Origin of the sequence: Sphingobacterium sp. UME9, assembly GCF_014170215.1 — a bacterium.
In the GTDB taxonomy this organism is placed as follows: Bacteria; Bacteroidota; Bacteroidia; order Sphingobacteriales; family Sphingobacteriaceae; genus Sphingobacterium; species Sphingobacterium paramultivorum.
This window is the reverse complement of the sequence record NZ_LZZP01000008.1, coordinates 1-25,271: the sequence shown is the minus strand read 5'-3', so window position 1 is coordinate 25,271 and position 25,271 is coordinate 1. Positions and strand designations below refer to the sequence as shown.

Genomic DNA, 25,271 nt, shown 5'->3' with positions numbered 1-25,271 from the left:
TAATTAGGTACTTATATTAGCTATATGGACTTTGACTACAACAGCACTAGACCAAAATTGATCCTTGCAGAATATGGTCGCAATGTGCAAAATATGGTAGATTACATCTGTACTTTACCCACAAAGGAAGAAAGAAATAAACATGCGCAGATTGTAATCGATATGATGGGGGTATTGAACCCACATTTGAGAGACGTGTCTGATTTTAAACATAAACTGTGGGATCACCTACAGATTATTTCTGATTTTAAATTGGATATTGACTCGCCTTATCCAATTGCTACAGCGAAAAGTGTGAAACACGAAGTTGAGCATTTGGGCTATCCGCAGCATTCCATTAGATTCAAGCACTATGGTTTTACCGTAGAGAAAATGATTGAAAGGGCTTTATTGGCTAATGACGAAGCCAAAAGAGAGCAGATGGTTATCGGTATCGCCAATTTTATGAAAATGGCTTACCTGACCTGGAATAAGGATTCTGTTTCGGACGAGTTGATCATCCAAGATCTAAAAGAGTTATCAGGTTATCAATTGACCTTGCCAGAAGGTACCGTATTGACCAAACTTGACTTTAAAACCCCGCCTCCGGGAAATCGTGTTAAAGGTCCGGCTAATAGTAATTCAGGCGGAAATAATAACAATAACAATAATAATTCGGGTCACCAGTCGAAAGGTGGAGGCAAGCCTCGTATGACAAGTAACAATAACAATAATACGAAGCGCAATAACTACGGAAGTAACAATAACAGCTACGGAAGGGACAACAATAACAATAATAGTTACGGAAGGGACAACAATAACAATAATAGTTACGGAAGGGACAACAACAATAATAGAAACAGAAAGCCTCAGGGTAATTATAATAATAAACGAGGCTAGTTCTTAAAGATTTTGTTTAAAGAAGCAGGCAATTGCGAAGTGATTAACAGATTTCTTTACAATTGCCTTCTTTTTTTTAAGAACCGCACTGCTTTAATGGGTAGCATGGTTCTTTGGCCTTCCATCTTTGTATGTTAGGGGGAAGGCTAAATATCCCAATGCAAATACAAAAACAGGGATATGATACTAAGAAGATATCACTTATATATAAATGAACGCATTTGAAATAATCGGTGGAAAACCGTTAAAGGGAGAGATTATTCCTCAAGGAGCAAAAAATGAGGCCTTACAGATCCTTTCTGCAGTTTTACTGACAGAAGAACCTATGACCATCAGTAATATCCCAGATATTAAGGATGTCAATAAGTTGATCGATTTATTGGCTGCTTTAGGTGTTAAAATTAATCGCATAGATAAGGACACATACGTTTTTGAAGCTAAAGATATAAATATAGACTATTTCCAATCACCCGAATTTAAAGAAAAAGGCGGTGGATTGCGTGGCTCTATCATGATTGTCGGCCCTTTGTTGGCTCGATTCGGAAAAGCCGCTATTCCGAAACCGGGGGGGGATAAAATCGGACGTAGACGATTGGATACACACTTTTTGGGCTTTGAAAAATTGGGTGCTAAGTTTGTGTACGATGCGACTACCCATTTTTTTAACGTTGATGCAACGGAGTTAAAAGGAAGTTATATCCTTTTGGACGAAGCTTCTGTAACGGGTACTGCGAATATCGTGATGGCTGCTGTATTGGCAAAAGGGACAACAACGATATACAACGCTGCTTGTGAGCCGTATTTACAACAACTATGTAAGATGTTGAATCGCATGGGTGCTAAAATATCCGGTATTGGATCTAATTTGTTGACCATCGAAGGAGTAGAGCGTCTGGGAGGAACTTCACACCGCATGTTGCCTGATATGATTGAAATAGGTTCTTTCATCGGACTTGCCGCAATGACAGGTTCAGAAATCACCATTAAAGACGTCTGTTTCGAAGAACTTGGCGTTATTCCATCTGTATTTTCACGCTTAGGCATCAAGTTTGAATTACGTGGTGATGATATTTTTATTCCGGCACAAGAATCGTATGAAATCGATACATTTATTGATGGATCTATTCTGACGATTTCAGATGCACCTTGGCCAGGTTTTACGCCCGATTTATTAAGTATAGTGCTTGTTGTGGCGACTCAGGCAAAAGGAAATGTATTGATTCATCAAAAAATGTTCGAGAGCCGTTTGTTCTTCGTGGACAAATTGATTGATATGGGAGCTCAGATTATCTTGTGCGACCCACACCGTGCAACCGTTATTGGACTGAATAAATCACACCACCTGAGAGGTATTGAGATGACTTCGCCAGATATTCGTGCCGGGGTGTCTCTATTGATTGCAGCGCTATCTGCCAAAGGAAAATCTGTGATACACAATATCGAACAGATTGAACGTGGCTATCAAGATATCGAAGAACGCTTGCGTAAATTAGGAGCAGATATTAGACGTATCGATGCCGAACCAAAAGGTCATTAATTAAAGCGACTAGCCTATGTGCTAGCGCAAGATAAAAGGAGCCCCGGATACAAATTCTGGGGCTTTTTTTGTGATATCTGCATCAAATAAGGTAAATTTGTCTAAACTACATTTAAACAGCTATAGATATGAAAAAATATCTAAAAAAGTACGCCTTAGTTTTCCCATTATTAGGCATAGTACTTCTTTTTCACAATTGTCAATCCTCTACACCTAAAGAGGTTAAGCTACATGAAGAATCAAATACAACAACGGATATCCGCTCTTCTAAACGGATCAATGCTGCGGTAATCGTACAAAAAGTTACTTTTCCCAATATGCCTTTTGCTGAACTAATCAGGTTGATGAATCTTACCAAAGATAGTTCACCTGCTGCATTGTGGAAAGCAATATCCACACTACCCCAGGCGGAACAAATGAAGAAAGATAGCTTTGATCTTGAAAATCCTCTGCAGCGTATGGAGCTGATGCTTGCTCCTTTACGTAAGATGGAAATTAAATTCGATCAACAACAAGCGAAATCTGATGCTGAGGGCCTGACGTACCGCTTGGAAAATTATGTGAATTATAGCAAAGGTTCAGGCGAGTTTTTTTTGGCAAATAGCGACAACGCTGCTATCAATGTAGGACTGAACTATCCAGAAGGGAAACTTAATGGATTGGCGAAGGTGCAGATACGAATAAATCCCAAAGAGTATATGATCGATAAGACCGGAAAAACAAAAGTAATTGCCGGAATTACCTGTCAGCAGGCCATTTACAATAAAATTGATGCAATGGATAAGACACTCCCTAAATTTGTCGTTTGGAAGAGCCCACGGATTCCGAAAGGAATCAATCTGCTGCATCCTTATGTGTTTGATGAAAACGAAGGAATTCTTGAAATTGATGCCTATCTCAATGCGGATGAAAATTCCCTATTGCGTTTTACAACCACAGCTGTCGTCGAAAAGCAATTTGAACCCAAAGAATTTGAGGTAGCAAAAGCACATGCTAAGCTTGACGGGGCCAAGGATCAAAACAACATCGAAAAAAAAGTACTTGATGTGGTGTTTCATTAGAAAACACCATAAAAAAGGAGTTGATCACATGATCAACTCCTTTTTTATTTGGGATATATGTCAAAGTTTACATTAAAGGAGCCGGTGCTTCTTCTTCAAATAAAGGAAATTCCTTGATAATGTTATACCATGTGATAACCTTTTTAATATCCGAAGAATAAACACGTGATTCATCATGGCCAGGAGCTACTTCACGGAAGAAATCTCTTAATGTTGCGCCATCAGATTTTGTATCTGGCAGAGCGATGCCTTTCTCTTTGATTGTTTCAAAAATATTCAATAGACGAATTTCTTCTTCTTCACCATAGATTGTGATATCTTCCAAAGTCGCCATTTTTGTAGAAGATAAACTTACTACAGTTTTGATTTTTGCCTGATCAAGGGTTTCTAAAATAAAACCACCTTTATTTTGTCCAACCAATTTGAACAATCCTGGTTTACCAGTTACGGATACTAATGCTCTTAAATTCATTTTAATACTATTTAAATCTCCAAGAATTAATCTTCGATAACTTCAATTGATAAAATACGGTCACCTTGTCTGATATCGTCAACAATGTCTACGTTTTCGATAACTTTTCCAAAACAAGTATGGTTACGATCTAAGTGAGCAGTGTTGTTACGGCTATGACAGATGAAAAATTGAGAACCACCAGTATTACGGCCTGCATGAGCCATAGACAATACACCTCTATCGTGGTATTGGTTTTCGCCTGTTAATTCACAGTCAATTTTATAACCAGGGCCACCTGTTCCAGGGATTCCTGCAGCTCCTTCACGTGAATTTGGACATCCACCTTGGATAACGAAATCAGGTATCACACGGTGAAATGCTAATCCATCATAATATCCTGATTTAGCAAGTTTGATAAAATTGGCTACTGTATTTGGAGCATCAGCTGTGTAGAACTCCACAGTCATGTCGCCTTTTTCTGTTTTAATAATCGCTTTACTCATATTCAAAAATTTTTATGAAATACAAAGATAACGTTTCAGAGTGAAATGTGAAGTAAATCCCGATTGCCAATTTTTTTTAATTGATAGATTGTGTATTTCTCAGGATATTAAGTAACAGTATTTTTGTATATTTATGTACGCTAGCCAATTATAATTAACTGTAGATGTCAAATCCGTACAAACTAGTCATCCGGGAGTGGGCAGAGGCCGATCGTCCGAGAGAGAAGCTGTTGAGCCAGGGGCGTAGGGCGCTTACCGATGCCGAATTACTGGCTATCTTGATCGGATCTGGTTCCAAAAATGAAAGTGCTGTCGAATTATGCCGGCGCATATTGGCCGATGTCAATAACAACCTGCATACGCTTTCGATGATGGAGGTATCTGAACTGAGCATGTATAAAGGGATAGGCGAAGCAAAAGCCATCGCCATTCTCGCGGCATTGGAGCTCGCCCGCCGCAAAAATGACCTGCCCGCAGAAGAACGTAAGCTCGTAAATAGCAGCCGCTTCGTTTATAACTTTATGAAACCCATATTACAGGATCTACCCCATGAAGAGTTTTGGACCCTGTATCTCAATACGGGGTATAAAATATTAGACAAACAACTGATCGGACGCGGCGGTAATGATTTTACGCCAGTCGATGTCCGGATTATATTACGATCTGCACTTAGCCTTAAAGCACATGCAATTATATTAGTTCATAACCATCCCTCGGGCACCTTGTATCCAAGCAATGCTGACAAAATTCTGACGCAAAAAATTGTTGAAGCCTCTAAAATTATGGATATTAGAGTTGCCGATCATTTAATCTTTACCGATAACGGATATTATAGTTTTAAAGATGAAGGTATAATCGACTAGTTACAGCAATTCTTGGTATGAACAAAAACAGTATTGATAGATTCACAGACAGGGTTGTCGATTACGAGAAATTTAGACCTTGTTACCCAAAAGAGATTATTCAGGTGCTTAAAGAACAAATAGGGCTTGATAAAAAGTGGTTGGTTGCCGATATCGGTAGTGGTACAGGGCTATCTACGCAACTTTTTCTCGAAAATGGGAATGACGTTTTTGCTGTTGAACCCAATCGGGAAATGCGTGAATCTTTACTGCATCATTTTAAAACCTATCGGAATTTAATCGCGCTTAATGCGACAGCCGAAAATACATCTATTGAGTCTGGATGCGTAGATCTTATTTTTGCAGGGCAATCGTTTCATTGGTTTGACCGGGAAGCATGTAAAAGGGAGTTCGCTCGCATTCTCACAGAAAATGGACGTATTGTACTGGTCTGGAATCAGCGTGATCCCGGCGACGCTTTTCAACAGGAGTACGAAGATTTTCTGCTCAGTCATATACCAAGTTATCAATCTGTCAGTCACAAAAATATCAGTGATGATGATCTCAAACAATTTTTTGGATCACGTTCAATGACCAAGGTAACCTTACCAAATCAACAGATATTGGACCTTCGGTCGTTTTTGGGAAGAGTACGTTCATCATCCTATTTTCCCAAAGAGCAGGCTGAAAACAAAACGCTCTATGACGATCTCCGTACACTTTTCGATAAGTACGCAATCTCTGAGCGCATCGTATTCAAGTATATAACCGAAATTTATATCAGTTAACTAAGAAATGGGAATTTGCAAAGCTTCTTTCGTTGCATTTTTTCTCTTCCAGTCGAAAACTCTTCGTATAGGCGAAGAATGAAAAGGGAAGATTAAGATGAATAACGTTAGGATTATCCCGATAATAAATAGCCCGGAGTAGGCGTCGCGTATGGATAGTAGCGAGGCTTGGACTTGGACCGATTTCATTATATTTCCTCTTTGTAGCACCAAGCTATTTGTTCGATCGATTATACCAGCAAGATTATTGGCATTAAGGATCTGTAGGTGGTAATACCAATTAGTAATGATGTTTGACCAGACTACAGGCACCAAAAATGAACGTGTAAGAATCAAAAATACTAAGCCAGAGAGGTAATATTTGCTGGGAATATTACCGGCCATATATACGCCTATTCCAATGTAGGAAGTGATCACGCCCATTCCTCTTAATGTCAAAGGGAGATAGAACAAAGCCGTGTTTGTTTGTTGGTCGATAATCCTTGCAAAGAAAAAGCAAGATAGGGCATAACACGCTGCGGAGAATGCCAAAATGAACTTGCATTTCTTTGTTATTTTGAAATATATATAAGCGATTACTGCGCCGATCATATAACCAGGAATTACATAGGTATTTATTTCGGCGACTTCCAAGGGGTTTGTACCAAGCGTAATTCCCAAAAGGGAGGAGTACAGCGAGGTCGAGCTATAAAAAATGCCGAAAATAAAAATTGTTCCAATGGAGATAGGCAGAATCCGTGTTGAGAAGGCTTCAAAATTTAAGAGTGATTTTCGGATTAGTACACTTCTATTTATAAAAAGTATAAAAAAACAGAGCGATGCGATTCCGGTGACCAAAATAAACCTGGAATGAAACCAATTTTGTGTCAGACCATATGTGCTGAAATAGGCAAAATTCAATAATGAAATACAAAGTAAAATACTTCCAAACCAGTCATATTGATAGAGAGGTACTTTTTTAAAATCTGACGATTTCATAAAGATGATGCAGATTAACAACGCTACTGCAAGTAGTATATTTTGAAATAAAAAGACAGTTTCCCAATAGAAACGTGTTGCAAATAGAACAGATACATAACTTGCCAAGGCAGGAATGATCATTGTCATGGGGTAGTAGACTGCATATAATTGATACCGTTCTCCACGTGGCATGAGAAAAGGGATCATTTCCCCAATGATAGCCATAGTGACAATAATCTTGGCACTTCCGATAAAAAATGTGGCCATACAGATGTTGACACCATTATTGGCCTGTTCCAAAACCGTATTGGAAGCGAGGATAATGAAGATAGATACGATTAATATCGTCTTTTTGGAAAATAATTTCAACAACCTAAATACCAGTGGTATGGCACATACCATTCCCGCATAATAACAATATGTAGCCATACTCAGATCTGCGGTGATACCGGCGTATCCATTCATGACATACGTGTTAATGGATGTTGGGATTCCATTATTGAACGAAAATAAAATATTGAGTACAAACAGAAAGAACAATTCCCAGCCTGAACTCAACCAATCTCTGAATATACGATCTTTCATGATTATTTAATACGCATGATAGCATTCATACCTACGCGAAGCATGGCGAGATCTTTTGGGGTATTGGATGCTGTAAAATTAATTCTAACCGGAATGCGCTGTTGTACCTTAACAAAGTTCCCCGTAGAATTGTCAACCGGAACAGCAGAATACTTAGATCCTGTTGCTTCGGATATGGCGGCTACTTCACCTTCAAATGTCTTCCCGGCCAATGCATCTATTTCGATGTTGACTTTTGCCCCGAGGGCAATATTTTTTAGTTGACTTTCGGTATAATTTGCGGTAATCCATTTCTGCTCATCACGTACAATATTGACCAATGGCGTGCCGTTTTGTACCAATTGGCCCTCTTCTATCGTCCGCCGTCCCAATACACCATCGTATGGCGCAGTGATAACCGTATACGAAAGGTTTAACTTGGCTAGATCAATCGCAGATTCGGCCTTTAGTAATGAGGCATCATTGATTGACAGCTTCTGTTCAGACTCATGTGTGTTAAGTTTCGATACACGCTCTTGCGCCAAAAGTGCCTTATATTTGGCTAACATGGCCTCATAATCTGCTTTTACCTGATCGAATTGATATTGCGTTACTGCTTCATCTTTCACCAGACTCTCGTAGCGCCTATAATTCAATTCCATATTATCTAGCCGGGCTCTCATCTCATCGATATTGGCATTTGCTATCGCAGTACTATTGCCGGCAATGGCAATTCCAGATTGCGATATTGTTTTACTTGCTTTGGCATCGGCAAGGGTGGCTTGTGCATTTTGTAATAAAATTCTGTACTCAGCATCATCAATAATGACGAGTGTGTCGCCTTTGTGAACTTTTTGATGCTCATCAAATCGAATTGTTTTGATATAACCGCTGATACGCGAATTTATAGGGGTAATATGGGCATCTACCTGGGCATCATCTGTATAAACAGATTCGTTGATGTGGAAAAAGACTAAGATACCCCAGATAATTGTAACTACAATGACGACTGCAGATAGGATGTTGATGATCCATATCTTCCGCCTTCGTTTTATTTCTTTCTCACTTAATGTTGAATTACTCATGATTCAATTAATTATCTTCTTTTTTTCTGAAAATCAAGGCTCCCGATACTATTGCTTATCAATAATTGCGGTCAATTTTTCGAGTGTTTCTGTAATTTCCAATACTTTTTTTTCTGATATCTCCTGCAGGATCACCCGGTAGAGGTCTTGCTGGACAGGGTCTAATAATGTCCTATATTCGTCTCCCTTTACCGTTAATTCGATTAAATTATTTCGTCTGTCATTGGGATCGCTGACGCGTCTAACCAGATCCCGTTTACAAAGATTATCGATAAGCGGAGTGACACTTGCTTTGTTCTTCTGTATTGCTGTGGCTATATCTTGCTGATTCATTTGCTCCTTTTTCCACAGTGCTGCCAATACTTGCAACATTTCATAGGTGATATCCAATTGCTGTTCCTTTATTTTCTGGATATAGTATTGTTTTAAGCCCGTTCGCAAGGCAATGATACTATCCACTAAGGGTTTTACTGGATTCATGAATTCGTTTTTCATAGCACAAAGTTAAATATAAAACAGTTAAATATCAAACTAATTTATTTTAGTTAAAAATGTGTTAAAGATGAGTGCTTTATAGAGAGATGGCATTTTATTTGGAAGCACTTAAACGAAAGGAAAAAAAGATATGTTAAGAGTTGAATTAATCTTCTTTAGACGTTGCCTACTGCCATTGCTGATTTTAGGAGGTGGGATAAGTGTTGTAAGGGCACAGCAAATGCATGCTTTTAATAACTTAGAAACCGATTATCATTTTGTATATCGCTGGGTAGATCCATTCTTCCCTTTAAGCCCACAGGTCGATATGATTACCTTGGACGTTGCGCCGATCGATAAAGAGTCCGAGCAGCAGGAGAAAATAAAAACGTCAACGGGAAAACAGCGTTTTACCGGCAGGGTGAGTGAGCGCGTATATGAAGGTTCGGAAGTAATTGTGAGCCCTGGAGAATCGGTTGGCAATATAACCTACAGCTCCACTAGCTCCCCCACCCGGTATCGTGTTGCTATTGATCGACGCAGTAATGAGCACTACCATGGAAAGCCTGTATTTATAGATGCGAAGGGCGTAAAATATATAATTGATTCGAAATTTAGAAAACAAGTTGTCGAATAATTCCTTGGCTAAGTTAAAAATTTGTTAAAAATATTTTTTCAAGTAATTAAATCGAAATATGGCATTTGTATTGTACTTTTATTTACAATTATTTAAATAACAATTGAGTTATGAAAGCAATAAATCGTTTCAAAAAAATCACAGCTGCATTAGCTTTGATCGCTGCAGTGGGATGGGGACAATCCTATGCACAAACGGCTCCTAAAAAAATGGAAAAAGAAGCCAAAAAGTCTGAACAAAAAGCAAAAGAAGTAAAGACTAAAGCCAACGAGGCCGAAACGAAAACGAAGGCAGCGCCGGTGAAAGCTACAGCGAAGAAGGAAGCTGCAGTCAAGGAAAAGTCCGCGCAGACGAAAAAGATGGCTGATACAAAAACAGCGCCAGCAGCACCAATGGAAGCGAAGGAAAAAGCCGTGAAAAAAGAAAGCGCTAAAGCTGAAAAACAAGCCGCTGCTGTTAAAAAGGATGCCGTAGCTACAGCTGATAAAGCAACAAGTGAAAAATATAATGGACATACAGTTTATCTCGGTCCAAAAGGTGGCAAATATTATATCAACGGAAATGGTAACAAAACGTACATTTCTGACAAAAAGTAAAGAGCAGCTGAAAACGAATTATATCAAAAAAGGGGACATCGATCGATGTCCCCTTTTTTCATTTCAATAGTTTAGCGTAGCAAATTCATTAAATAGCTTTTGTCGAGATAAAAGACATCTAAACTTCCGCCGTCATCCAGAATACTGTTGCTAATCTCCTTTTTATGTTGCTGTAAGGTTTGAATTTTATCTTCGACCGTGTTAGGGCTGATTAATCGGACTGCGGTGACCGTTTTTTGTTGCCCCATGCGATAGATCCTGTCGATCGCCTGTTGTTCAACAGCAGGATTCCACCAGGGGTCTACCAGGTACACGACATCGGCCGCGGTAAGATTAAGTCCGGTACCACCGGCTTTTAGGCTAACCAGAAAAACGGGGATATCCTTGTCGGATTGAAAATCACTAACCAATTTACCTCGATTTTTGGATTGGCCTGTGAGCATTAACGCGCGAATACCCTGTTTATCCAAAGCCTCTTTAATCAGGTTGAGCATACTGACAAACTGTGAAAACACGATCATTTTGTGCTGGTCTTTTTTATGCTGAATCTGCTCGATAAGCATTTCTATTTTGGCAGAGTCCGCAGCGCTAGTCAGATCTTCGTTTTGGAGCAGTTTGCTTGAATTACATATCTGACGCAATTTTGTTAGACCTTTTAGGACATGCATGGGGCTTTTCTTGATTTCATCGCCATCTTTGGCAGAGATAAAATCCCGAAACTCTTTTTCATAAAGATCATAAATTCGCCGTTGGGCAGTTTTCATCTCACAGTAAAGGACCAGTTCATTTTTTGCAGGAAGATCACGTAATACATCCTGTTTTGTTCTACGGAGAATGAAAGGCTTTATTTTCTCTTTTAGCATTTTTTTTCTCTTGCGGTCATGGAAAGCATCAATAGGAGTCGTATAGACATCTTTGAAATATTTTTTGCTTCCTAGTAGACCCGGCACAATAAAGGAAAGCTGGGCATAAAGATCCATCGTATTATTCTCGATAGGAGTTCCTGTTAAAATAATGCGATTTCTTGATTTTAATAAATTTACCGTTTTGTATCGCTGGGAATCCGGGTTTTTGATTTGCTGCGATTCGTCCAATATGACATAATTGAAGGTTATTTTTTTTAGCGTATTAATATCCGTCAGCAGGTTGTGATAAGAAATTAAAACAAGGTCATATTGTTCAAACTGCATCCCTCTTTCTATTCTATTTGGACCATCTAAAACCAACGTTTGAAAAGATGGAAGAAATTGTTGTATTTCATGCCGCCAATTAAAAATTAAGGTCGTGGGAAGTACAAGTAATGTTGGTGCAGATTGTCCCTTTGCTTTTTGAGTAGCCAGAAAGGCTAATATTTGGATCGTTTTGCCAAGTCCCATGTCATCGGCAAGACAGCCACCAAAATTAAGCCCATCCAAGAAATGCAGCCATTGTAGTCCTTGTTGCTGATAGGGGCGTAAGTTTCCGACAAAAGTTGGTGGTACCTGGACCTCGGATAGCGAAGAAAAATTAGCGAGCTGCTTTCTCAACATGCTGAGCTCCGCCAACACGATAGGGTCTAGCTCAGCCTGATCAAACAGGTGATCGATCTCATTGAATTTGTATTTTGGAATTTCAATGAAATCATCAGCTATCGATTCTGCTGCATTAAAATAGGCCTCAAATTTATCGAGCCACTGTTGCGGTAAAATGCCCTGGGTGCCGTCATCCAAGGTGATAAATTGCGAGCGGTTCCGTACTGCCTTTTCAAGTTTTTTTAGGGAGACACTTTTGGGGCCAAATTTGACCTGTATATTGGCATTGAACCAATTTTGTCCACTGAGGACCTCCACATGTATTTTTCCCTTAAAACGGCTTAATTTATTTCCACGTAACGTATTAAATCCAATGATCTGTATACCCTGATGCTGCCATTCCTCAAAAGCATCCAGAAACCAGTTGCTATTCAGAAAGTATTTGCGATGCAAATAAAAATGCTGAAAGCTTCCCTCATCCATTTGCTCCTGAAAATAGGGATGCTGCTTCAGTAACAGGGAAATAACTTTTGTTTCAGCTTCACGTTTCCGATCGACCAAAAATTGTGTACCCTTGCTGTCTGTACCAAATATATTCCGCTTACTTAAAATAGGAATTTCGACCTCACCATAACGCATGACAGGAATAAGGTTGACAAAATCTTCCGATTCTTCGAGAAACAAAAGAGGCTGCATGTCCTGATAATACAGATTTTCCTTCAGCTGTGGCTTGCTTGCTTTGGGAATATCTTTAAAATTTAACTCCACGGAATGTGCTATCTGTTCCAAAAACAACCTGTTGAATTCTTCGAACTTACGCTGATGGATCAACAATTGCTCCCCTTTGTTGCCAAACAAACGGATCAACTTGAGGTGAAACTTATTTTCAATCAGAAAAAGCTGATTTTTGATGAGAATGAAATGGTCCAAAAGAACAACTAAATCCTGTAAATTGTAGGCTATCGTATGAATATGAATTTCTCCCTGAATGGCATAAAATGTACCTTTTTTTGTAATAAAGAGCTTAATATCACCTTTGTTTAGGTTGAATTGAACCGGCGATAAGGTGGAGGCTGTTATATTGTCGGATTTCTCATAGTCATGCAGATAAAAATCGAGGTGTAACGGGTTTTTTGCAACCGCCTTCAGGCTGGAGCTGATTTCGATATCCTGTTGCACAGCTTGAGAAAATTGGTAAACAGCTGTGTAAAATTGCATTTCCTCAATCGAGCTGCTTTGCCAGATACGAGACTGGCTCTCACTAGCGGAAATCGGGTTTTTAGGCACGCCGGATTTTGTCATTGGAGCTTGGCACAGGAGTATTTGTAGATTTTTGTAATACCGGTTGCGCGTTAACACCACAAAATGATGATGCTGTTCGGCTGTCGTCTTGGCCTTTGGGGCAAGAGATTCCTCCACTAGATCAAAGTCATCAATGGAGGTTAGCTGTTTGTCTTTTAATAGAAACTCAAGCTTCCCTGCTTTTATCTGGGCTGAAAAATAGTTTTCTAAAGACGATTCCTTTTCCAGTCCATATTGTGCCGCAACCTTCTTGAGGAGATGCTGATAGCGGTTGTGATCAAAAAATGCCAGCCAATTCTCCTGTGTAAATAGTTTACTTAAAGCCGCCTTTTGATGACGGCAGAATCCTGTTTGTGGACAATTGCAAAAGACGGCTGTTGTGGGCAATGTATGGATGATCATCACTTCAAAATCGGTATAATTCTCCAGTACCTGAAAAGTTGCCTGATTGACCTCCATTTCCATCGCATTGACCTGAAAATGGGCCAGTGTCAGGTCCATCCAAGGAAAATAAGAATAACGGCTCACCTTGGTGAAATCGATATCGGTCAACGTATACTGATGGAATTCCATGATGCTTGGTTAAAAATTAAAACTCATTCCGCCATAATAATTACGTAAAGGGGCAGGATTAAAATACCGTCCTCCAAAAGCATTGATATCGTTTCCAAGACTATATTTTTCATTGAGCAGATTGTCGGCCCCAACAAAAAGCCTGATTTTATGCCGTGAACAGACAGATTTGCTCCAAGATAATTTGGCTTGCAAAAGATGATACCGTTTGGCATAAACAGTGTTTGCATCATCCAGTGGTATTGCTGCAGTTAAATTGGAAATAAGATCCAATTGGAATTCATTCGGGAAAAGTATATCCAACGAATTTACCCATACTGTTTTAGGAACTGCGGGGAGTTTATTGTCCTTATAGTTTTTGTCGCCTACCTGATAGGTTTTGAACCTGTAGTCATTGAGGGAAAAATTACTGGTCAGTTGTAGGCTACGGACCATACCGGTTGTTTGAGGCCTGATCAAATACATGAATAGCGAGGCTTCCAATCCCTTTTGGTTTATTTTACCCGCATTTTGAAAATATTCAGCACCATTATCCCGTACCTGTCGGATAATGGCATTGTTCATTTGATACGTGTAGGCCGCTACATCTAAAATAATCCGGCGATTCCACAAATGCCAACGAAGCCCAAATTCATGGTTTGTACCTGTTTCTGGTTTCAGCATCGTATTAATTGTATTGTCTGACGAGCGGACTTCAGCAACAGTTGGTGCAGAGAAACCTTTAGAAATCGATGCTCTAAGTGCAAGCATTGGTGTGATCAAATAGGATAGTGCTGCTCGTGGCATCCAGGTACTTCCGAAATCAATATTTTCTTTGTTTTCTTGTGCGACAGGATAACGTTGCTGGTAGCCAATTTTATTCTCATTTAATCCGAGCGACAGCTCTACCTGGAGGCGCTCTAGCCACTCCAGTTGGGTGCGTGCAAAAAATGATTGCTGACTGTTTTCCAATTTGTCCTTGGCCTGAGGATCGGTAGCGACACCTTGGGCGTTGTCATAATTGTCAATAGCATACCAGCCCTTTTGTGCTTCCAAGCCCAGTTGGACTTCATATTTTAAATCTTGGCTCAACAGATCGGCATAAGATAAATACAGGCGCGTTCCTAAATTCTTTTCATCTCTTTTCTCGTAATTGGTGATGAAGGGATTTTTGATCTGATTGGATGAACCAAATACACTGGCGAATAAGGTCATCTTAGAACTGAGGTGCGTCTGGTTGCTCAGTCCACCAAAGAATGTTTTATCGTAGATTGCTGCTTTTTGTTCAGCAGCACCAGGATTTGGTCCGCCCTTAGGCCGGGCCTGTCTGCGGTCGCTCTCCATTTGTGCTGCGGTGAGCCCTCCCGGAGTTTGGTAACCAAGATCCGAATAGAAACCGGTGAATTTTAATTCGGATGTTTTTGCATATTGCCAATTGTAATTGAGCTGTATATTCTTTTTGTTTAAGGCTGAATTCTGGCGATAACCGTCACTTCTTGTCCAACTTTGATTGATGGCAAGTTGCTGACTCTGGCTGAGGGGTAATATTGCATTGAGCTGTTCCTGGAAAAGACCGTAGGAGCCCCCCGTTAATTGGAGGTTGACTTCAGGTTTGTCAGATCGATCAAATCCCTTACTATAAAAGGAGAGTACACCGCCTGAATTGGCCCCATAGATCGATCCATCTGGACCTTTTAATATATTGATTTGTCCTATTGCGGATGGATCTATCAAGTTAAGATAGGTGTTCCCGCCTGCGTCAGTAAATGGAAAGTCGTCCAGATAGATTTTGACATTGCGAACACCAAAAGGTGAACGGATCATACTCCCACGGAGTGCTAGCCGGTAACTCCCAGGGGAACGTTCTTCCATGCGTAAACCCGGCACCCTGTTCATTGCTGAAACAAAGGAGGGCGACTGCTGGGATTGGATCATTTGGCTGCTTAACACAGCCGCAGAAGATGTCAGTCGCAATAGTGGTTGTTTATTGAAGTAGGCTTTAACTTCGACTTGTTCTAGCCGATTAGTCGTAGTATCCACTTCCTGCGCATATAATTTGCTACATAAACCAAGGGTAGCAAGTAGGTAATATCTTTTCATCGTTAGGGTTTGGTCGGCTTAGTCTGCAAATTCCTGACTGAAATAAATTTCAAAAATCTGCTTTTTCTTATTGTATTTTAGGCATTGAAAATTCGCATATACGGAGCTGGTCGGCACACAAAGACTGTTGGCCATGGCTTCTTTTGAGAATTTTTTGTTCAGACAGCCCTGCTGCAAATCAAAGTTTTTGTTCGTCGAAATATCGGTCACATCAAAGGAATTGTCGTCAATCAGGTAATTTGAATTGTTTAAACGAATATAATCCTCTTGATAAATCAGTTCGGAAGCAACGAGATAATCGAGCGATCCAAAGCTGGATGAACAATCTAGATTTTGAAGGGTATTGACAACTTTTAACTCTTTATACAATGTGTTGTATGTATTGCGTTTATGATCGAATAAGGTGATCTCGATGTGATGATTATCTTTGTTGTACAGCAGATACCCAAGGTCTCCAGAGCCATTTTCGAAGATATTCCCTTTCGCGATCGCTAAAACAGCCAAGTTAGGATGCCCAAGAAAATAATCCTGCTGGTCTGCACTTAGTGTTGTCGTTAACTTCTGGTGAAGTTTATCGAAGAGGCCGGCGTCGTTCATTTTTATTAACTGCTGCGTTTGTTCTTCAATTCTGTCTGCAAAACGCGGGCTATCGTAGCTCGAAGTATCCGATGGGAGCGGTGGTGATGCAGGAGGGACTACCTGTTCTTTCTTTTGTTCGTCATTTTTCGTTGTTTTTGGCGTCTTTGTCTGATGACAGGAAACAAGAGCCAATAATAATACAATGTATAGAAAAAAGGTTTTTAAATTCATGATGAAGTATCGTCAATGCCAATTCAGTCACTCTTCGTGAATAGAAAGAGCAACAACATCGGCTAATTTAGTTATTTTATGGCAAACAAAGCTGTCGCAACCTGGAATTAGAAGGCTTCATTCAGCCCTAAAAAGAAACCACGGGAACCATATTTTCCAAAGGCATAGTCCAGACATAGATTTGTGCGTGTTGCTTTGTTAAAGAGCACCCGTAATCCGGCACCACCCCCAGGTTGCCACCTTTCAAAAAGTTTGGTACCCAGTTCGTCGCTGGCAGTCTGTAGGTTAAAAAAAGCAGCTCCGCTCAAAAAGCGATTCTTTAAAATTGGGAAGCGGTATTCTGTTTCGGCATAACCGAAAGAAATTCCTTTGAAATAACCAATGGTATAGCCGCGGCCGCTTCTGACAGCTACGTCTCTTCCCGTTCCTGGGAGATCAAAATAGGGAAGTGTACCACCAAGTTTATAGGAGCCCCAATACCAGAAGGCAAGTACATGAGCCGGGTCGGACTGAGATAGACTAAAGTATTTTCGAAAGTCGGTGGTAAGCTGTACAGCACTTTTGCTACTGCCCAACAGCGTTGTGTTCCATCGCACACCAATATCCGAATAGATACCCTTGTAAGGCCTATTGGGATTGTCTCTTGTCATATATTGCATATTGAGCAATAGTCCATTGGAATTATAACTGTCGGGATCGAAGCCATGTTTTTCGGTGTAGATGGTATTGGGCGTAATGTTGCCATTGGGGCCGCTGCTGGTTATTTTTCGTCGTAAGTCAAACGCCAATCCAGCTCCAACAAATAGTCCGTCGGCGATACGTTTATAGACTTTTTCATTAAATGTAAATGCGTTATATTTTGCTCCGTATTTTTTATGGTCGGGGTTGGCAAGGATCTCTTCATCGGCATTGTTCCATTTTCCATGGGGAGTCATGCCCAAACCCGCATCTAAAGCGACCATTTTGACAAGTGCAAAAGCGCCCTGAAAATTTAGTTTATTGTTGGGGGTAAAGATATTATGGCTGATATAGAAGACCATGATGTTTTTTGTGGTGATTGAGGCGGATGTCGCTGCGATCGACATGGTCGTTGTTTTGGGGTCACCCAGTACTTTCCCCGCGACAGCCTTGATTCCGATCTGACCACCAATGGTTGGGTTGTAGGCAATGTTGGGCATTAAGGTGATGGGAGAGCGTTTACTCGCGTGTTCCTTTTTTCGTTTGGGATGGATTATTCGTCCGATTAAATCCGATATATCGTATTGACTGGCCATGGCCGAGTCACGCTGATGTTTGTACTGTGCAAGAGAGTCTGTTTTTGCATCGGTTTGAGCAGCGAGCAGCGTAGGGATTGAAATTAAAAGTATTCCTAAAAAAGCATGTCGGAAGAAATCGTTAAAACGTAAAAGTTGATGCATACATTCGGGTCTATCTTAAAACTAAACGTCAAAAAAAATAAAATGTTTTCTCAAGTACTCGGAGCCTGTCTTTTTTTGATCTTTGAACAAATGCAAATACGGTATTGTGTTGAAGAAGTTTATTTTTCTTGCGAAGCAGGAGAATTAAACTTGCAAATCACAGCAAATTTATCTTAGTTTGATTATTTAAACTAGGATATGATAGGACGCACTATATTTAATTATGGATTGACTTTGCTTTTATTGACAGGGGTAACTCATGCGCAAGAACTGTATACCCCAAGGAATATTCAGCAAGCGATCGAAAAGGGAACCCGTACCAAAACGGGTCTACCAGGGAAAAACTATTGGCAGAATTTTGGTAAGTATGATGTGCGGGTGCAATTGGATCCGGCCACAAAGATGGTGAGTGGAACAGAGACTATTGTGTACACAAACAATAGTCCCGATACATTGAAACGCTTGGCTATCCGATTTGTGAACAATGTACACAAACCTAATGCGGTACGTGCTGCATACGCTTCGGACGACTACCTGACTTCGGGCCTAAAGATTAAATCGTTTAAACTGAATGGTCAAGTTTACGACGTAAACAGCAAGGACTGGGGAACGGTGAAGTTAGGTGATTTTGGGCAGAAAATCCTTCCGGGAAGCACTGCAACATTGGACATTAGCTGGGAATATCCGTTATCTGTCGAAAGCGACCGTGAAGGGCTGTTGAATGCTTCCACCTTTTATTGTGCTTACTCTTATCCGCGTGTGTCTGTATACGACGATTATAATGGCTGGGATCTTCTGGAACATAATGGCCGACAAGAATTCTACAATGGTTTCAACGATTATCAATTTGAGATATCCGTTCCGAAGAACTTTGTTGTTTGGGCGACAGGTGAATTGACAAATGCGGCTGATGTACTGCAGAAACCTGTTCTGGACCGTTTCGAAAAATCAAAAGTCAGCGACACGCCAATACATATCGCGACAGATGCCGAAATGAAAGCGGGGAAAGTGACAACACAAGAAGCCTGGAATAAGTGGAAATTCAAAGCAACCTATGTGCCTGATTTTTGTTTCAGTGTGAGTGATAATTATATCTGGGATGGCGGGAGTGTAGATTTGGGAAGTAAGCGCGTGAGTGTGCAGTCAAGCTATGTCGCTGGAACAGCAGATTTTGAACAATACATTGGTTGGCAGCAATATTGCATTGACTGGTTTTCTAAAAATTGGCCTGGTGTCACCTACCCATACCCAACAATGACAGCCGTTCAGGGATTTGCAGACATGGAATATCCAATGATGATCAATGATTCGAGTGTCCCAGATAATCTCGTGGATGCGCGACAAACAGCAGACCATGAAATTGCACATACCTATTTCCCTTTTTACATGGGTATCAATGAGACGCGATACGGTTATATGGATGAAGGCTGGGCTACTGCATTGGAATTCTGGATTGGAAATGCGGAGATTGGTGCCGAAAAAAACAAAGAACTTTTCAAAGATGCCCGTGTAAAGCGCTATATCTTTGACCCTTCTACCGAAGAAGACCAACCCTTGATTACCATGACCTCTCAGTTAAGTGGTTTAGGGTACGGCAACAATGCCTACATCAAGGCCGCATTGTCTTATATTGCATTACGGGATTACTTGGGCGATGAACTGTTTAAAAAAGCATTACACCATTACATGGAGCTATGGCATGGAAAACATCCGACGCCTTGGGACTTCTTTTATAGCATCAATGCTGGAGCTGGGCAGAATTTAAACTGGTATTGGAAAAATTGGTATTTCACCAATAATTACATCGACCTTAAAGTGAATGATTTTAAACAACTTGCTGGCAAAAATACCCTTAAAATCACTAATGTCGGGGGATTTGCAATTCCGTTTGATGTGTTGATTACCTATACGGATGGATCGGTGGAGACAAAACATCAAACTCCGTCAATTTGGCAACACAATGAAAAACAGGTAATCCTGACTTGGACTTCGACTAAAAAGGTGAAAAATATTACCTTGGACGGTGGCATTTTTATGGATTACACAGCTAAGGACAACCGCTGGGACGTTATTAAATAACCCGATCGATCGTGTCAGCCTTTATGTTTGAAAAGGTTGACACGATTAGTGACTGAATGCTGTTGAAGTCTGCTTACAAATAGGTGTCCATTCCTGGAAGCCTTACCCTGGGCCTGTAAGACTACAGCTGATCGATGCTTCGAAATGTCAGATTAATTCGTGCACTGAACGCCTTTTTTGTCGGTGGAAGCCGATGCAGCCAATACGTTTGTGTAAGACCTTTCATTACCAATAAACTTCCATGGCCCAAGATGATGTCTATTTTTTCTTTGCTTGTTTTGTGTTTAAAGGCAAACTTTCGTTCAGCACCAAAGCTTAAAGAAGCAATTGCTCCATTTTTTTTGAGGTCTTTTTCACCGTCGCTGTGCCAGGCCATTCCCTCGTCGCCATTGTGATATAGATTCAACAGGCAGGAATTATACGTCTCCTGTGTTTGTTGTTCGGCAATCTTTTTCAGCTCAAGAAGCTCTTTTGTCCAGGGAAGCGCCCTTTTAGTGGTGTTGGAATAGCTATATTCGAAAGCCTGATCGCCATACCAAGCCACTTTTCGTTTGGTGACGATTTCGTTTCCAAAAATAATAGCACGGTCATTTACCCATTCGATCGAGTCCATGAGTCTATCAAAATAGTGGTTTGCTTCCTGTGGTGGCAGTATTTTACCATAATAATTGACAGTTCCATCGTAAGGAAGTAGATTTCTATTGCCATCGAAGAGATTGTCGAAAAGTTCCATGTTATCGTATTGTGTGTATTTACTAAATTGCCGTATGTAAAGTCTCCCATCCGATCATCGCTGTTTTCCGCATTGGATCCCATCGGTAACCACCAAATATACCGCTGTTTTGTATAACACGATGACAGGGGATAAGGTAAGCTATCGGATTGCTTCCAACAGCTGTGCCGACAGCACGGGAAGCTTTGGGGTTTCCGATTTGAGAAGCGATAGCACCGTAAGTGCTTAAGTTACCCATAGGGATTTTTAATAAAGCTTCCCAGACTTTCAATTGGAAATCAGTGCCTTTTAAATGTAATTTTACCTGACGGATATCTTTATCTTGGGGATTTAATGCGCTGAGTGCATTCTCGTGCATGCTGTTCCCCTGTTGTAGGTATGTTGCGTTCGGAAATCGTTGCTGAAGAGCGTCAAAAGCTGTTATGTTATCATCCGCGTAGGCAATATGACAAATACCTTTTGAGGTGGATGCAATTAGCATTGTGCCGAATAAGCTCTGATAATACGCGTAGGAAATCAATAAATTGGAGCCTTCATTTTTATATTCAGCGGGAGTCATCCCCTCAATGTTGATAAATAGTTCATGAAGTCTACTGCTGCTGGAAAGGCCAAGCTGGAATGTTGTTTCAGCAATGTTATTTTCCTTAAGCAATGATTTTGCATAATTTATACTTACGTACTGTAAGAATTTCTTGGGGCTTGTACCTGCCCATGCGGTAAACATGCGTTGAAAATGAGCTTCACTCATGTAAACATGAGAAGCGATCTGACCCAATGTAGGTTGAGACTTAAAGTTTTCCTGTAAGAAATGTATGGCCTTGGCGATACGTTGAAAATCTACTTCTTGTTGAATAGTCATGATTGTTCATTTAATTTATACAAAGTTGCTAATAAGAAGAAGTCTTTAAAATCCGATTTATGCTAAATTAAATGTTGGATGAAGGAGATTTGTCCGAATGACCTAAGGATTTATCTGGTGCGACTAGATCACGGATCAGTTGTTTGAGTTCTTTTATTTCGGGGAATCGACCGGCTCTTTTTCGATCGAATATCTCCTTATCCGCTACCCGTATTGTATAACGGCCTGCAATTTCGCTGGGGACCAGCATCACTCCATGGATCTCATCCGTGAACGAACTCAGTACCTCCTGCGCCATATAGGCGGCGCGCAGCATCCAATTGCATTTTGGACAATATTCAATTTCAATAACAGGTTTTGTTGCCATGAGTTAAGTTCAAGTACGTTGTTTTTGTTTCAAACAAATTTATCAATCCTAGCGCTGCAATCCTAACGCTTTTTGTCATGGAAATTTCGAGATTATTTCCAACTCAGCGGAGTACTGTATACAACAAGCCCCTTCCATTGGCCTTTTTCTCGGTTAATGGAAGGGGCTGGTATTGTTGGATATTCCTGATAGGTATGCTGGAAGCTTAACCGATTTTCAAAGAGGTCATGGTCAGCGATCCAGCCACTGAATTGTCGTTGAAGAGAAACAACTCGTCATTTTTCTCCTGTAAACCCAAGGTATAGATTAAAGGGAGGTAATGTTCAGGAGTTGGAATTGCCAAGTCGAACTCTTTGCCCTGTTTTCTGAAATCTATGAGCGCTTGATGGTTGCCGTTCTGAATAAATTTCTTCATTTTTTCATTGGCTATAGTAGCCCACTCATACGCATAGCCTGCCGTATCGAGTTTGTCCCAGGCGACCATCCGTAAGTTGTGCACCATATTGCCGCTACCGATAATGAGTACCCCCTTTTTTCTTAGCGTGTTTAATTGCTGTGCAATCTCATAATGGTATGCTGCAGGCTGTGTGTAATCGATGCTCATTTGGATAATAGGAACGTCTGCATCAGGGTATAGATGTTTGACGACAGACCATGATCCATGGTCCAGCCCCCATTTGTCGTCGAGATGAACATCTGCTTTGCTGACAATACGCTGTGTTTCTAAAGCGAGTGCAGGGCTACCTGGAGCTGGGTATTGAACATCAAATAACGCCTGAGGAAAACCGCCAAAGTCATGAATGGTGGTGGGATGCTCCATCGCTGTGACAAATGTTCCACGTGTTTCCCAGTGTGCCGAGACAACAAGAATCGCCTTCGGTTTTTCGAAAGTTTGGCCAATTTTTTTGAATCCCCGGACAAATTCGTTGTCCTCTATGGCGTTCATGGGACTTCCATGTCCTAAAAATAAGACCGGAAATTTGTCCGTTGCCTCCAGTTCTCCGGAAAATTTATATAAAGAGTTTGCTTTATGAGCTACTCCAGCTAATGGTAATGTTGCCATAATTTTAATAAAATCCTTTCTACGCATTTGATATGATGTGGCTGCGTCAATTTTTACTACAAAGGTAGGGGTTGGGCTTGGCTAGGCGGTATCATTATCCTGTCAATCTGTTGTACTATTCGGAAATCTGTTGTACGCTATTCGGAAATAAGTTTTTGGATTTCATTTCTAAATTCCGAAGGCGTCATGCCTGCTTTCTTTTTGAAAACATTGGTAAAGTAGGCTTTATCTTGGTAGCCGAGTTCAAAACCAATTTCCGAGATCGTTTTAGTCGTTGTCAACAAGAGGTTTTTTGCTTCAATAAGTTTCCGTGTTTCGATAATCTCAGAAACGCTTTGTTGTAATATGCTCTGACAAATTAAATTTAGGTTTCGTGTCGACATAAAAAGCTTTTCCGCGTAAAAATTAACGCCTTCGGGACGGCGGTAGTTCTCTTCCAGTATAGATAGAAAGCTTGTGAACGTTGTACTCTGATTTTTCAATTGCTGTTGGCTGTCTGGAAATTGCTTTTTCCGTTCAGATTCAATCATGGTAAAGATGGTGCTCAATAGCTGCTTGATAACCGCATAATCTACGCTATGTTGTAAGCATTCCTGTTGCATTAGCTGACACAGGACTATTAATCTCCCGAAGCAGTTGGGGCTGGCGAAGGTCAATGTCGCATTTTCATGAAAGTGGGCGTAGAGCTGGAAAGTCGTTTCGGGGATAAATTCACTTTTAAATCGAACGACCCAAAATTCAATGTTATTATTATGCAAAAGAGGTTTGACGCGGTGGGTTTTGCCCTGAGTGACAAAACTTATAAATGGAGCGGTGTAGGTTTTTGTTTTAAAATCGATAAAATGTTCGAGTTTTCCTGCCACACCAATAATCAATTCCTCGAAATCATGTTGATGTATTTCGTTTTTGGATTGTTGTATGCGCAGTGCCTCGTCGGCGTCAACTTTGTAAATTTTGAAAAGTCCGTTCAAAATAAGGAAGATTTTAATTTGCTATTTACGAATATACGGTTTCATTTACATTTTGTTTGTCAAAGACCATTTGGCTTTCTATATTGCTATTTTCGCTTGTTTCAGTAGCAGTTTTGACAAAGAAGAGAGGCCTGTCGTTACGTTGCTTATGTTCAAATTGAATATCGATTTGTAATTAACAGCACTATAGCACCGCTTTAACAGGGGGTTAATAGGGGTTGTACCCCTGCTAACCCCCTGTTATCCCCCTGTTATCCCCCTGTAATACCCCTTTTAATTAGGAATAAAAGTTGAACGAAATTGGTAATAGATCCGATGCGAAGCCTGTCTCCATACTATATATGATGACCTGGGGTTCTCCGAAGGCCCAGTCTGGTGGCCGGATCAGTCATTCCAGCCCTCCGATCACCTGTTTTACAAAAAGAATCTTGCACCGTTACAGGTAGTTAGGGGCAAAATGAAATAAATAAGAACAAAAGGCTTGGAAGTGATTGTTAAAACTCCCTATCTTTGCACCACTCCGCAAGGGAGGAACGGTTGCCTCGAAAGAGGGAATCATGAAAAAAGAAGGGTTTAAGAGAAGCCTGACAGGATTTAAAATCCCGCTCAGTTTATTTTAAACGCGGAAATCGAAAAAAAAGAAAAAGAAAAAAAACTTAAAAAAGTTTTTGGAAGTTCAAAAAAGATTTCTACCTTTGCAGTCCCAACGGAAACGAAGGGAAAAACAAAACGATAAAGAGGGGCGCAATGCCCATCGGAATATAGCGGATACGGAAGTTGAAGCGACAAAGTTCTTTAAGAAAACACAATCATGTAAGCGTGACGAGTAGACAAACGAAAGTCATGAACAAATTCAAGAATTAGTTCAATTCGATCCAAGATCAGAGATATAAAAAAAGAATTCTGATTATGTAAATAGTTGGAATCAAAAACTTCATTTTACAATGGAGAGTTTGATCCTGGCTCAGGATGAACGCTAGCGGCAGGCCTAATACATGCAAGTCGGACGGGATCCGTCGGAGAGCTTGCTCGAAGACGGTGAGAGTGGCGCACGGGTGCGTAACGCGTGAGCAACCTACCTCTATCAGGGGGATAGCCTCTCGAAAGAGAGATTAACACCGCATAA

General features: G+C 40.5%; 23 protein-coding genes and 1 rRNA gene. 10 read left to right on the top strand and 14 right to left on the bottom strand.

Annotated features, from left to right (window positions below):
• The first annotated feature begins 24 nt into the window (after positions 1 to 24).
• From A9970_RS13040 to A9970_RS13030, 3 genes are all read left to right on the top strand, one after another.
• Entirely contained in the window at positions 25 to 879 is an 855-nt protein-coding gene (locus tag A9970_RS13040; RefSeq protein ID WP_182982600.1) for a DUF4290 domain-containing protein, read from the top strand.
• Positions 880 to 1,090: 211 nt separating this feature from the next.
• Entirely contained in the window at positions 1,091 to 2,416 is a 1,326-nt protein-coding gene (gene murA / locus A9970_RS13035) for a UDP-N-acetylglucosamine 1-carboxyvinyltransferase (RefSeq protein WP_182982599.1), read from the top strand.
• Between the two features lie 128 nt (positions 2,417 to 2,544).
• A complete protein-coding gene (locus A9970_RS13030) occupies positions 2,545 to 3,477 on the top strand; it encodes a hypothetical protein (RefSeq protein ID WP_182982598.1) in 933 nt (310 codons plus the stop codon).
• Positions 3,478 to 3,544: 67 nt separating this feature from the next.
• Here A9970_RS13030 and A9970_RS13025 read toward each other — a convergent pair whose 3' ends face one another.
• A complete protein-coding gene (locus tag A9970_RS13025) occupies positions 3,545 to 3,949 on the bottom strand; it encodes a DUF5606 domain-containing protein (RefSeq protein ID WP_075993972.1) in 405 nt (134 codons plus the stop codon).
• Between the two features lie 26 nt (positions 3,950 to 3,975).
• The gene (locus A9970_RS13020) at positions 3,976 to 4,434 is read right to left on the bottom strand and encodes a peptidylprolyl isomerase (protein ID WP_046671802.1); all 459 of its coding nucleotides are present in this window, start codon (positions 4,432 to 4,434) and stop codon (positions 3,976 to 3,978) included.
• Between the two features lie 164 nt (positions 4,435 to 4,598).
• Between A9970_RS13020 and radC the strand changes: the two genes are divergently transcribed.
• Both radC and A9970_RS13010 read left to right on the top strand, forming a co-directional pair.
• Positions 4,599 to 5,297 carry a RadC family protein gene (gene radC / locus A9970_RS13015; protein ID WP_153847703.1) on the top strand — a complete coding sequence of 233 codons (699 nt, stop codon included), beginning with the start codon at positions 4,599 to 4,601 and terminating at the stop codon, positions 5,295 to 5,297.
• A 17-nt stretch (positions 5,298 to 5,314) separates the two neighbouring features.
• Positions 5,315 to 6,064: a class I SAM-dependent methyltransferase gene (locus A9970_RS13010; RefSeq protein ID WP_120333385.1), complete on the top strand. Its 750-nt coding sequence runs from the start codon at positions 5,315 to 5,317 to the stop codon at positions 6,062 to 6,064.
• Here A9970_RS13010 and A9970_RS13005 read toward each other — a convergent pair whose 3' ends face one another.
• The 3 genes from A9970_RS13005 to A9970_RS12995 are packed head-to-tail and all read right to left on the bottom strand — an operon-like array spanning position 6,065 to position 9,168.
• The gene (locus A9970_RS13005; protein WP_182982597.1) at positions 6,065 to 7,609 is read right to left on the bottom strand and encodes an MFS transporter; all 1,545 of its coding nucleotides are present in this window, start codon (positions 7,607 to 7,609) and stop codon (positions 6,065 to 6,067) included.
• A 2-nt stretch (positions 7,610 to 7,611) separates the two neighbouring features.
• On the bottom strand, positions 7,612 to 8,673 hold the full coding sequence (locus A9970_RS13000; RefSeq protein ID WP_182982596.1) for an HlyD family secretion protein: 1,062 nt from the start codon (positions 8,671 to 8,673) through the stop codon (positions 7,612 to 7,614).
• Between the two features lie 48 nt (positions 8,674 to 8,721).
• Positions 8,722 to 9,168, bottom strand: coding sequence for a MarR family winged helix-turn-helix transcriptional regulator (locus A9970_RS12995; RefSeq protein WP_182982595.1), 447 nt, complete (start codon positions 9,166 to 9,168; stop codon positions 8,722 to 8,724).
• Positions 9,169 to 9,298: 130 nt separating this feature from the next.
• Here A9970_RS12995 and A9970_RS12990 point away from each other — a divergent pair, with 130 nt between their 5' ends.
• Complete coding sequence (locus A9970_RS12990; protein WP_182982594.1) at positions 9,299 to 9,784, top strand: hypothetical protein; 486 nt, start codon at positions 9,299 to 9,301, stop codon at positions 9,782 to 9,784.
• Between the two features lie 110 nt (positions 9,785 to 9,894).
• Positions 9,895 to 10,380: a hypothetical protein gene (locus A9970_RS12985; protein ID WP_120333390.1), complete on the top strand. Its 486-nt coding sequence runs from the start codon at positions 9,895 to 9,897 to the stop codon at positions 10,378 to 10,380.
• A 71-nt stretch (positions 10,381 to 10,451) separates the two neighbouring features.
• On the opposite strand, the gene A9970_RS12980 is transcribed toward A9970_RS12985, so the two are convergent.
• From A9970_RS12980 to A9970_RS12965, 4 genes are all read right to left on the bottom strand, one after another.
• Positions 10,452 to 13,766: a DEAD/DEAH box helicase gene (locus A9970_RS12980; RefSeq protein WP_182982593.1), complete on the bottom strand. Its 3,315-nt coding sequence runs from the start codon at positions 13,764 to 13,766 to the stop codon at positions 10,452 to 10,454.
• A gap of 9 nt (positions 13,767 to 13,775) precedes the next feature.
• Positions 13,776 to 15,845 (bottom strand): TonB-dependent receptor, encoded by a 2,070-nt coding sequence (locus A9970_RS12975; protein ID WP_182982592.1) that lies wholly within the window; start codon positions 15,843 to 15,845, stop codon positions 13,776 to 13,778.
• Between the two features lie 18 nt (positions 15,846 to 15,863).
• The gene (locus A9970_RS12970; RefSeq protein ID WP_182982591.1) at positions 15,864 to 16,655 is read right to left on the bottom strand and encodes a hypothetical protein; all 792 of its coding nucleotides are present in this window, start codon (positions 16,653 to 16,655) and stop codon (positions 15,864 to 15,866) included.
• A gap of 107 nt (positions 16,656 to 16,762) precedes the next feature.
• On the bottom strand, positions 16,763 to 18,073 hold the full coding sequence (locus A9970_RS12965) for a BamA/TamA family outer membrane protein (RefSeq protein ID WP_182982590.1): 1,311 nt from the start codon (positions 18,071 to 18,073) through the stop codon (positions 16,763 to 16,765).
• A 198-nt stretch (positions 18,074 to 18,271) separates the two neighbouring features.
• Here A9970_RS12965 and A9970_RS12960 point away from each other — a divergent pair, with 198 nt between their 5' ends.
• Positions 18,272 to 20,152 carry a M1 family metallopeptidase gene (locus A9970_RS12960; RefSeq protein ID WP_182982589.1) on the top strand — a complete coding sequence of 627 codons (1,881 nt, stop codon included), beginning with the start codon at positions 18,272 to 18,274 and terminating at the stop codon, positions 20,150 to 20,152.
• 121 nt (positions 20,153 to 20,273) lie between these two features.
• Here the strand turns inward: A9970_RS12960 and A9970_RS12955 are convergent, their stop codons facing one another.
• The 5 genes from A9970_RS12955 to A9970_RS12935 all read right to left on the bottom strand — a co-directional run bounded on the left by A9970_RS12955 (position 20,274) and on the right by A9970_RS12935 (position 24,145).
• Positions 20,274 to 20,885, bottom strand: a complete 612-nt coding sequence (locus A9970_RS12955; RefSeq protein WP_182982588.1) for an alpha-ketoglutarate-dependent dioxygenase AlkB — start codon at positions 20,883 to 20,885, stop codon at positions 20,274 to 20,276.
• A gap of 22 nt (positions 20,886 to 20,907) precedes the next feature.
• Complete coding sequence (locus A9970_RS12950) at positions 20,908 to 21,744, bottom strand: methylated-DNA--[protein]-cysteine S-methyltransferase (RefSeq protein WP_167512264.1); 837 nt, start codon at positions 21,742 to 21,744, stop codon at positions 20,908 to 20,910.
• A gap of 67 nt (positions 21,745 to 21,811) precedes the next feature.
• The gene (locus tag A9970_RS12945) at positions 21,812 to 22,111 is read right to left on the bottom strand and encodes a SelT/SelW/SelH family protein (protein WP_153847690.1); all 300 of its coding nucleotides are present in this window, start codon (positions 22,109 to 22,111) and stop codon (positions 21,812 to 21,814) included.
• 205 nt (positions 22,112 to 22,316) lie between these two features.
• Positions 22,317 to 23,174 (bottom strand): 4,5-DOPA dioxygenase extradiol, encoded by an 858-nt coding sequence (ygiD, locus tag A9970_RS12940; RefSeq protein WP_220801606.1) that lies wholly within the window; start codon positions 23,172 to 23,174, stop codon positions 22,317 to 22,319.
• A 137-nt stretch (positions 23,175 to 23,311) separates the two neighbouring features.
• A complete protein-coding gene (locus tag A9970_RS12935; RefSeq protein ID WP_182982586.1) occupies positions 23,312 to 24,145 on the bottom strand; it encodes an AraC family transcriptional regulator in 834 nt (277 codons plus the stop codon).
• 668 nt (positions 24,146 to 24,813) lie between these two features.
• Between A9970_RS12935 and A9970_RS12930 the strand changes: the two genes are divergently transcribed.
• Complete coding sequence (locus tag A9970_RS12930; protein WP_157698368.1) at positions 24,814 to 24,975, top strand: hypothetical protein; 162 nt, start codon at positions 24,814 to 24,816, stop codon at positions 24,973 to 24,975.
• Between the two features lie 111 nt (positions 24,976 to 25,086).
• Positions 25,087 to 25,271 (top strand): 16S ribosomal RNA (locus tag A9970_RS12925); the annotation flags it as partial.

Coding starts and splice junctions, on each gene's coding strand:
- A9970_RS13040 (WP_182982600.1), top strand. CDS start 25: ATGGACTTTGACTACAACAGCACTAGACCAAAATTGATCCTTGCAGAA.
- A9970_RS12990 (WP_182982594.1), top strand. CDS start 9,299: ATGTTAAGAGTTGAATTAATCTTCTTTAGACGTTGCCTACTGCCATTG.
- A9970_RS12995 (WP_182982595.1), bottom strand. CDS start 9,168: ATGAAAAACGAATTCATGAATCCAGTAAAACCCTTAGTGGATAGTATC.
- ygiD (WP_220801606.1), bottom strand. CDS start 23,174: ATGGCAACATTACCATTAGCTGGAGTAGCTCATAAAGCAAACTCTTTA.
- A9970_RS13010 (WP_120333385.1), top strand. CDS start 5,315: ATGAACAAAAACAGTATTGATAGATTCACAGACAGGGTTGTCGATTAC.
- murA (WP_182982599.1), top strand. CDS start 1,091: ATGAACGCATTTGAAATAATCGGTGGAAAACCGTTAAAGGGAGAGATT.
- A9970_RS13000 (WP_182982596.1), bottom strand. CDS start 8,673: ATGAGTAATTCAACATTAAGTGAGAAAGAAATAAAACGAAGGCGGAAG.
- A9970_RS12960 (WP_182982589.1), top strand. CDS start 18,272: ATGATAGGACGCACTATATTTAATTATGGATTGACTTTGCTTTTATTG.
- A9970_RS13030 (WP_182982598.1), top strand. CDS start 2,545: ATGAAAAAATATCTAAAAAAGTACGCCTTAGTTTTCCCATTATTAGGC.
- A9970_RS12955 (WP_182982588.1), bottom strand. CDS start 20,885: ATGGAACTTTTCGACAATCTCTTCGATGGCAATAGAAATCTACTTCCT.
- A9970_RS12975 (WP_182982592.1), bottom strand. CDS start 15,845: ATGAAAAGATATTACCTACTTGCTACCCTTGGTTTATGTAGCAAATTA.
- A9970_RS12970 (WP_182982591.1), bottom strand. CDS start 16,655: ATGAATTTAAAAACCTTTTTTCTATACATTGTATTATTATTGGCTCTT.
- A9970_RS12950 (WP_167512264.1), bottom strand. CDS start 21,744: ATGACTATTCAACAAGAAGTAGATTTTCAACGTATCGCCAAGGCCATA.
- A9970_RS13005 (WP_182982597.1), bottom strand. CDS start 7,609: ATGAAAGATCGTATATTCAGAGATTGGTTGAGTTCAGGCTGGGAATTG.
- radC (WP_153847703.1), top strand. CDS start 4,599: ATGTCAAATCCGTACAAACTAGTCATCCGGGAGTGGGCAGAGGCCGAT.
- A9970_RS13020 (WP_046671802.1), bottom strand. CDS start 4,434: ATGAGTAAAGCGATTATTAAAACAGAAAAAGGCGACATGACTGTGGAG.
- A9970_RS12980 (WP_182982593.1), bottom strand. CDS start 13,766: ATGGAATTCCATCAGTATACGTTGACCGATATCGATTTCACCAAGGTG.
- A9970_RS12965 (WP_182982590.1), bottom strand. CDS start 18,073: ATGCATCAACTTTTACGTTTTAACGATTTCTTCCGACATGCTTTTTTA.
- A9970_RS12985 (WP_120333390.1), top strand. CDS start 9,895: ATGAAAGCAATAAATCGTTTCAAAAAAATCACAGCTGCATTAGCTTTG.
- A9970_RS13025 (WP_075993972.1), bottom strand. CDS start 3,949: ATGAATTTAAGAGCATTAGTATCCGTAACTGGTAAACCAGGATTGTTC.
- A9970_RS12945 (WP_153847690.1), bottom strand. CDS start 22,111: ATGGCAACAAAACCTGTTATTGAAATTGAATATTGTCCAAAATGCAAT.